We start from the raw sequence: 7,862 nt of genomic DNA, 5'->3' as shown, positions 1-7,862 counted from the left end.
TCGAAACGCAGCTTCAACAAACTGGAATTCGCCCACAAACGGGAGAAAGCTGGGGTTTGATAATAAGCTGTCCAACCTCCAACACTTGGCGCACGCAGGTATTCCATTCCCATTACCTGTGCGAAGTAGTACAGGTTCAGGTAAATTTCGTAATTCACAGGAACTGTATAATTGGGGGTTGAACCTGAAGCATTCAGCATCGAAAACAAGATTTCCAGCGGATTCTTGATGATCGCACCACGCAGTGAAATGTCGTAGAAGTGCTGACTTTTCAATAATTGGTCAATCACCGGAAGCACTTCAAAATTGTTTGAGGTCAATGTGGCAGCCATATCAGAGATCACGGTACTCTCCACGCTTGCAGTTAAATCGTAATTTACAAACCAGCGGTAAATCTTACGACACAGGTATTTCGCCATGTCCGGCTGACTGAAGATAATATCAATGTAATTACTGTACTCCATGTTTCCGGCATCGGGCACAACTGCCGAACCAAAATGAGCGCTTAATGTTTTACCCGACGTATCATGCAGCACCGGATAGAACACATTCGACGGCTGTGATGCCGTGGAACTATATAAATCCAACACCGTCCATCCTGTCAGGATTTTTGCTCCCGCAGCAACATCTGCTTCCGTGTAATTGGAATAATCACCGGGACCAACCTGTGTTCCTTTTCCGACCGTAAACAACTCCAGCAATTCGCGGGCATAATTTTCATTCGGTGAATACAGGTTGTTTGTAGCACCATTGAGGAAAAGCAGCATCATCGGATCGGTTGTCATGTCCTTCACCAGCTGCTTGAAATTCCCCAAACAATTCAGGCGGTATTTTTCATGCATTCCGTAAACGGCTTTTGCTTCGTTGGTTCCATCCACACCAAAGTGATTTCCCCAGAACAAACACATTTTCTCCTGAATACTTACGTGCGGCTGATTGATTCGCTGTATGAACCAGGCTCCAAGGGAATAAAGCCGGGCGTTATTTGTAGGTCCGGGATTACTTGCAGGATATACATCATTCACCCAGGTAGCACCAACCGGTGTAACTGCTTCATCGGCATGAAATGCCAGCGGGGGCGAAACACTCGGCAAAGTCAGCAATTGAGCAACAGTTGCGTTCATTCCATTGCTTACAGCCTGTGTGATCTGAGTTAGCGTAGGACCAAACATGGTTCTTCTCAATAAATGCGCTGCTTCAGCTTTTGTCCATACTCCGGTATAAGGAGTTAAACTCAATGAAATGGGCTCCTGTACGTTTTCTTCAGGAATCATAATAGTACGTTTTAGCTGGAGGAATTTAGATAAATTATTTGAATTCGGGAAACGGAATGTGTAATCGCAGGTAACGGTTGAATTTATAGCGGTGTCTGAGCAACATTCCGGTTAAAAAATCACGGGGAAACCCACTCACACCAAGGGCTGTTCGCAACCGATGATGCTATTTCTAACGATTTTGAGTCGGATTTCACGTCAAAACCTTCCACTGATCCACAAAGGCAATGTTGCGCTTCAAACCGGAAAATTTTGTCCGCTTCACTGCACTTCCTTTGAATACCGATTGAAACGTCAATTCATCGAGATCCAGCCAATCTTCTTTGGAAAAAGACAGGATTTCCTCCTTTGCCTGAAAGTCCGTTTCGTTGTGTGGTTTTGAAAAGCGGTTCCACGGGCACACATCCTGGCAGATATCACAACCGTAAACCCAGTTGTTCATATTGCCGCGAAACAATTCAGGCAGATCCGCATCTCTCAATTCAATGGTCGCGTAGGAAATACATTTCGAGCCATTGACAATGTAAGGAGCTTCAATTGCATCCGTCGGGCATGCATCAATGCAACGCGTACAGGAACCGCAGTAATCTTTAATCGGTTCGTCAGGTTCCAGTTCCAGATCACAGATAATTTCCGCCAAAAAGAAAAACGAACCTGCTTTGGGCTGAATCAGGTTTCCGTTTTTTCCCAACCAGCCTACTCCGCTTCTTTCGGCCCAGGTTTTTTCGAGAATCGGTGCGCTGTCTACGAAAACTCTTCCTTCGATATCTCCGATTTCATGTTGAAGTTCGGAAACCAATAATCTCAATTTAGCTTTCACCACATCGTGGTAATCCTTTCCGTAGGCGTATTTGGAAATTTGGAAGGTATCTTTTCGCTGGGTGGAATCCGGGAAATAATTGTATGCCAATGAAATGACTGTTTTTGCGCCGGGAACCAATTTCCGGGGGTCCAAACGCAGGTCAAAATGATTTTCCATGTAGGACATTTTCCCTTGTTTTTCTGCTTTCAGCCAATTAACCAGTCGCGGTTCTTCGGAAGCCAGAAAATCTGCTTTGGAAAATCCAACTGAAAGAAAGCCGATGTTTTCAGCTTTTGTACGAATCAGTTGTTTGATCTGGTCCTTCTGCATGTTTTAAAACAAATCCTCTTATTGGAAACGGTATTGTAAAATTAGTCATACCGATTGAGTTTTAAAAACTGCAACATCCGATTTACGTTGATCGGGTCTCTTTATCGGGATATTCCTTTCAACGAATTAAATCATTGACACTAAATTGTTTCTGTATATTTACTGAACACTTTGCCTGATTAAGTGTAGTTATCCCAAACAAAAAAAATTACATATGAAAAAACTCGCTTTATTCATGCTTCCATTATTCGGTGCATTCTCTTTATTGGCTCAAAAGTCCGAATACACTTACGTGGATGGGCTTTTAACCATCGATGGTGTTGAAGCAGCAAAAATTACCAAGATCAAAGATACTGAAAATCTGGGGCTTACCAGTACGTTTGAAGTTAGTTCCATGAGTGGAGAGAAACTCATCATCGCTGCATACGCCGGTGAATTTGAACAAGATCCCAACAACAATATGGATCATTTTTACCGGATTACTTTTTTAACAGCTAATCAGATCGGTATTTTCACGGTGTCCAAAATGGGAACTGAAAAGTCCTTTGCCAAACTTCTGGGGAAAAGCGGCATTTTCGCCGATGGTGGTCTGGACGAGAAAAAAGTGCAGGAATTCATTGCTAAAAAAGGAAAAGCTCCGAAAATTGCGATGGATTACACCACGGTGGGACGTAACAAAAGCTGGCCTATTAACCTGAAAGAGGACAAAAACATCGAGCAAGATTCTAAAATTATCGGAAGCTTTAAAGATGTCAGTGTTAAAAGTACGGGTAACGACACGTATGAATTCAGATTGCCTTCAGGTGTGGTGATTGCGAAAGCAACATTTACAGGGGGCAATAATGCGCAAAATTGTGAGATGCATACCATGAAAGACAATTCAAAGCGTGTGGTCCCAATCGCGTCTGCTGACAATGTAAAATTCAGTGCTTCTGCTATTGACCGCAATCAACTGGTATTGGAACGGATTGTAAAATGGCTGGTCGCTAATCAATATTTATAGAAGATTTTCATTTAGTTCACTAAAAAAGGTCGGGGTAAACTCCGACCTTTTGATTTTTATTGATTTAAACACTTCCTAAAATATAAGTACCGAAACAAGAAGACACCAACGTCAAATAACGTATACGTTATTCTCCCGCAGAGGACGCAGATGATCAAAAACTCTTCATCGCTCTGCTCCGCGGTCATTTGTTCAATCAGTAGGAAATTTAAAATATCATCTGAATTCTCGCACAGGATTTATCTAAAATAATCCACCTTGCTGCCACCCCATTTCGAAGCCTAAATGCTTAAACGCTTTTTCAGTTGCTTTCCGACCGCGCGGAGTCCGCATCAAAAATCCTTCCTGGATTAAAAACGGTTCATACACTTCTTCCAAAGTACCGGCATTCTCCCCGATCGCCGTAGCGATGGTTGTTAAGCCTACAGGTCCGCCTTTAAACTTATCGATGATTGCTTTCAAAATGCGGTTATCCATTTCGTCTAATCCGTATTTATCGACATTCAATGCATCGAGCGCGTGTTGTGTGATCGCCAGGGTAATGGTTCCGTCTCCTTTTACCTGGGCAAAATCGCGGACTCTTCTCAAAATGGAGTTTGCAATCCGGGGAGTTCCCCTGCTTCTGCGCGAGATTTCGTAGGATGCCTGTTCCTGAATCGGAATGTCCAATAACTCGGCAGAGCGTTCGATAATTGATGCCAGGGTTTCAATGTTATAATATTCCAACCTTGAATTAATCCCGAAACGGGCTCTCAGAGGCGCTGTAAGCAATCCTGAGCGCGTTGTAGCACCAATCAGGGTGAATGGATTCAAACTGATCTGAACCGTGCGTGCATTGGCTCCTGAATCAATTAAAATGTCGATGCAGTAATCTTCCATCGCGGAGTAGAGATATTCTTCCACAACCGGACTCAAACGATGAATCTCATCAATGAAAAGCACATCTCCTTTGCTTAGATTGGTTAAAAGTCCGGCAAGATCTCCCGGTTTATCCAAAACAGGGCCACTCGTTACTTTAAAACCAACATTCAATTCATTGGCGATGATATTGGCAAGAGTTGTCTTTCCAAGTCCCGGAGGGCCATGAAGCAACACATGATCCAAAGGCTCATTCCGCTGAACTGCCGCTTTGACAAAGATCTCCAGGTTTTCAACAACCTGTGGCTGCCCCGCGAAATCGTTCAATAATTTCGGGCGCAATACTTTATCATATTCCTTTTCAGGATTAGAGACTTCTGATCTGTAATCGAACGATTCTTCTTCCATATACCAAATACAAAAATACAAAATAAGCAGTCACCTTTGTGAACCACATAGGTACATAAGGCACATAGATGATATATTGTCAATTTTTATTATATTAAATATACAAACCATTATTCCAATCATTATGACAAAATCTTACTTGAATCAACTGACTTATGATATCATTGGTGCTGCCATAGAAGTACACCATCAATTGGGACCGGGTTTACTGGAAAGCATTTATCACGAATGTATGAAAATTGAGTTGGCAAATCGAAATATTCCTTTTAGGACCGAAATGGTAGTTCCAGTTGTTTATGATCAACAAAGGTTAGAAACAGTATTACGTTGTGATTTATATGTGGCAGATTCCGTTGTTGTAGAATTGAAAGCTGCAAAATCTATTGAACCAATATTTGAAGCTCAGTTATTAACCTATATGAAACTGTTAGACTCACCCAAAGGGGTTCTCATCAATTTTAATTGTACAAATATTTTCCGTGAAGGACAGAAGACACTCGTTAATTCACTATATCGGGAACTGCAAGAATAAAAACTATGTGTCCTATGTACCTATGTGGTAAAAACAAAAATCCCCACTCGTTGCCGAATGAGGATTTCCAATTTCATCTATCAGAGATTTAATGATCTCCTTCTTCTCCTGCTGCCAAAGGAACAATTTGCGGAATGAAGTCTTCCTCAGCGCCTGGCTTAGAGTAATCATACGGCCAACGGTGAACTTCAGGAATTGCACCAGGCCAGTTTCCGTGAACATGCTCAACAGGAGTTGTCCACTCTAATGTATTCGATCTCCAAGGGTTTTGAACCGCTTTCGGACCACGATAAATACTGTAGAAGAAGTTGAACAAGAAAATCAACTGTCCGAATGCTGCAATGATTGCAAACACCGTGATAATCACGTTCAAATCCATAATCATATCATGTGTCGGCGAATCGTATTCTCCAACTACTGAGTAATCGTAATAACGTCTTGGTGCTCCGGCCAACCCAACGAAGTGCATCGGGAAGAATACTCCGTAAGCTCCAACGATAGTCACCCAGAAGTGAGCGTATCCCAAACGTGTGTTCAACATACGACCGTACATTTTAGGGAACCAGTGGTAAACTCCGGCAAACATTCCGAATACTGCTGACATACCCATTACAATGTGGAAGTGGGCAACAACGAAGTATGTATCGTGAACTGCGATATCCAACGCTGAATCCGCCAGGATAATACCTGTTACACCACCTGTGATGAACGTAGAAACCAATCCTACTGAGAACAACATGGCAGGCGTGTAGATGTTAGATCCTCTCCAGATTGTTGTAATGTAGTTAAATACTTTTACAGCTGAAGGAATTGCAATCAACAAGGTTGTAAATACGAATACGGAACCAATGAACGGATTCATTCCTGTCACGAACATGTGGTGACCCCAAACGATAAACGATAAGAAACCGATTGCAAGGATAGAACCAATCATCGCACGGTAACCGAAGATCGGCTTACGCGAGTTGGTCGAAATGACTTCGGAGGTCAGACCCAAAGCAGGCAACAATACGATGTATACCTCCGGGTGACCTAAGAACCAGAATAAATGTTGGTACAACAATGGAGAACCACCGTGATTTTCTAACATTTCAGATCCAACAATGATATCAGAAAGGTAGAATGACGTTCCAGCCAAACGGTCCATCATCAACAACAAGGCTGCAGACAATAATACCGGGAAAGAAAGTACCCCTAAGATTGCAGTAATGAAGAACGCCCAAATGGTCAATGGCATACGTGTCATCTTCATTCCCTTTGTACGCAAGTTAAAGATCGTAACGATATAATTCAATGAACCCAACAAAGAAGATGCGATGAAGATCGTCATTGAGATCAACCACATAGTCATCCCTAATCCTGAACCTTCAATAGCTTGCGGCAACGCAGACAACGGAGGATAAACTGTCCATCCTGAAGATGCCGGCCCTGTTTCAATGAACAAAGAACACAACATGATCAACGATGAGATCAGGAACATCCAGTATGACAACATGTTCAACAAACCAGAAGCCATATCACGTGCACCAATTTGCAACGGAATAAGTAAGTTTGAGAAAGTTCCGGATAATCCACCTGTTAATAAGAAGAATACCATGATTGTACCGTGAATTGTTACCAATCCTAAATACATACTCTCTTTCATTACTCCTCCCGGAGCCCATGTTTCACCTAAGAAAAATGACAAGAAGTCGGAAGGTTCACCAGGCCAGGCCAATTGAATACGGAATAAGATAGACAATAACATTGCCACCACTCCCATAAATACAGCAGTCAAAAGGAACTGCTTTCCAATCATTTTATGGTCCTGACTAAAAATGTATTTAGAAATAAAACCTTCGTCATGGTGTTGATGTCCATGAGCGTCGTGATGTGCGTGTGCTTCGTGAGCTGCCATGATTTTATTTATTATGCTGTTTTTAACTTAATTAACTAATTATAATACTGGAGCTGGAATTGTATCAGCTGCTACTCCTGTTGAATCAGCCGGAGCTGCCGCTTTTGGTTTTCCAACCGGATAAACATTTTTAAATGTCTTACACAAATCAGCTGCTTTCGGATCCAATTTGGAAACTTTCGCATACCACTTCTTGTAAGCCGGCTTATCCAATACCACAACCATCAACTTCATTTTGTAATGTGACGAACCACAGATTTTGTTACACATCAATACGTAGTTGAACTTTGGATTGTTCATTTTACCGCGCATCTCTTCAGTTGTGATAGAAGGTGTAAACTTGAATCTTGTTGTTTGCCCCGGAACCGTATTCATTTGAGCACGGAAGTGAGGGAAGAATGCAGAGTGAATCACATCTTTCGAACGGAAGTTGAATTCGTAATCCTGATCTTTACATAAGTACAAGGTATCACTTGCATTGAAAACGATATCATCCATCGCACGTGCATCCAAAGCACTGTTGTGACGCGCTTTCAATTGGTATAGCATACGAACCAAACGCTCTTTCGCTCCTAAATCTTTCACCATCAAAGCATGGTCTTCCGGAGCAAACATCAATTTCGGGTCGTTCAATTTCATTTCCAACGCACGGATTCCAGTTGAACTGTTTTCCATACTGTCGATAGCATCCTGAATGGTTTTTGTGGTCAACAAAGCCAATGGGTTATTCTCATTTGTCAATTTGTAATCAAAATAAC

Annotated in this window: 6 protein-coding genes and 1 pseudogene; 2 read left to right on the top strand and 5 right to left on the bottom strand. The window is 42.1% G+C overall.

Annotated elements, in window-relative coordinates; genetic code table 11:
- Nucleotides 1-1,274 (bottom strand): DUF1800 family protein (locus Q1V93_RS18215; RefSeq protein WP_300666646.1); only part of this gene is annotated, 1,274 nt, incomplete at its 3' end.
- Between the two features lie 193 nt (nt 1,275-1,467).
- Nucleotides 1,468-2,406: a tRNA epoxyqueuosine(34) reductase QueG gene (gene queG, locus Q1V93_RS18210; protein WP_300666644.1), complete on the bottom strand. Its 939-nt coding sequence runs from the start codon at nt 2,404-2,406 to the stop codon at nt 1,468-1,470.
- Nucleotides 2,407-2,620: 214 nt separating this feature from the next.
- Here queG and Q1V93_RS18205 point away from each other — a divergent pair, with 214 nt between their 5' ends.
- Nucleotides 2,621-3,409: a hypothetical protein gene (locus Q1V93_RS18205; protein WP_300666642.1), complete on the top strand. Its 789-nt coding sequence runs from the start codon at nt 2,621-2,623 to the stop codon at nt 3,407-3,409.
- 243 nt (nt 3,410-3,652) lie between these two features.
- Here the strand turns inward: Q1V93_RS18205 and ruvB are convergent, their stop codons facing one another.
- Nucleotides 3,653-4,675, bottom strand: a complete 1,023-nt coding sequence (gene ruvB / locus Q1V93_RS18200; protein WP_300666640.1) for a Holliday junction branch migration DNA helicase RuvB — start codon at nt 4,673-4,675, stop codon at nt 3,653-3,655.
- Between the two features lie 124 nt (nt 4,676-4,799).
- Here ruvB and Q1V93_RS18195 point away from each other — a divergent pair, with 124 nt between their 5' ends.
- Entirely contained in the window at nt 4,800-5,207 is a 408-nt protein-coding gene (locus tag Q1V93_RS18195; protein WP_300666638.1) for a GxxExxY protein, read from the top strand.
- Nucleotides 5,208-5,295: 88 nt separating this feature from the next.
- Here the strand turns inward: Q1V93_RS18195 and Q1V93_RS18190 are convergent, their stop codons facing one another.
- Both Q1V93_RS18190 and Q1V93_RS18185 read right to left on the bottom strand, forming a co-directional pair.
- A complete protein-coding gene (locus Q1V93_RS18190; RefSeq protein ID WP_300666636.1) occupies nt 5,296-7,104 on the bottom strand; it encodes a cbb3-type cytochrome c oxidase subunit I in 1,809 nt (602 codons plus the stop codon).
- A 39-nt stretch (nt 7,105-7,143) separates the two neighbouring features.
- Nucleotides 7,144-7,862: pseudogene (locus Q1V93_RS18185) on the bottom strand (hypothetical protein); the annotation flags it as partial.

This window comes from Fluviicola sp. (assembly GCF_030151805.1).
Lineage (GTDB): Bacteria > Bacteroidota > Bacteroidia > Flavobacteriales_D > Crocinitomicaceae > Fluviicola.
The sequence above is the reverse complement of the archived record's forward strand: the minus strand, read 5'-3'. Positions and strand labels throughout refer to the sequence as shown.

Coding starts and splice junctions, on each gene's coding strand:
- Q1V93_RS18205 (WP_300666642.1), top strand. CDS start 2,621: ATGAAAAAACTCGCTTTATTCATGCTTCCATTATTCGGTGCATTCTCT.
- Q1V93_RS18190 (WP_300666636.1), bottom strand. CDS start 7,104: ATGGCAGCTCACGAAGCACACGCACATCACGACGCTCATGGACATCAA.
- Q1V93_RS18195 (WP_300666638.1), top strand. CDS start 4,800: ATGACAAAATCTTACTTGAATCAACTGACTTATGATATCATTGGTGCT.
- ruvB (WP_300666640.1), bottom strand. CDS start 4,675: ATGGAAGAAGAATCGTTCGATTACAGATCAGAAGTCTCTAATCCTGAA.
- queG (WP_300666644.1), bottom strand. CDS start 2,406: ATGCAGAAGGACCAGATCAAACAACTGATTCGTACAAAAGCTGAAAAC.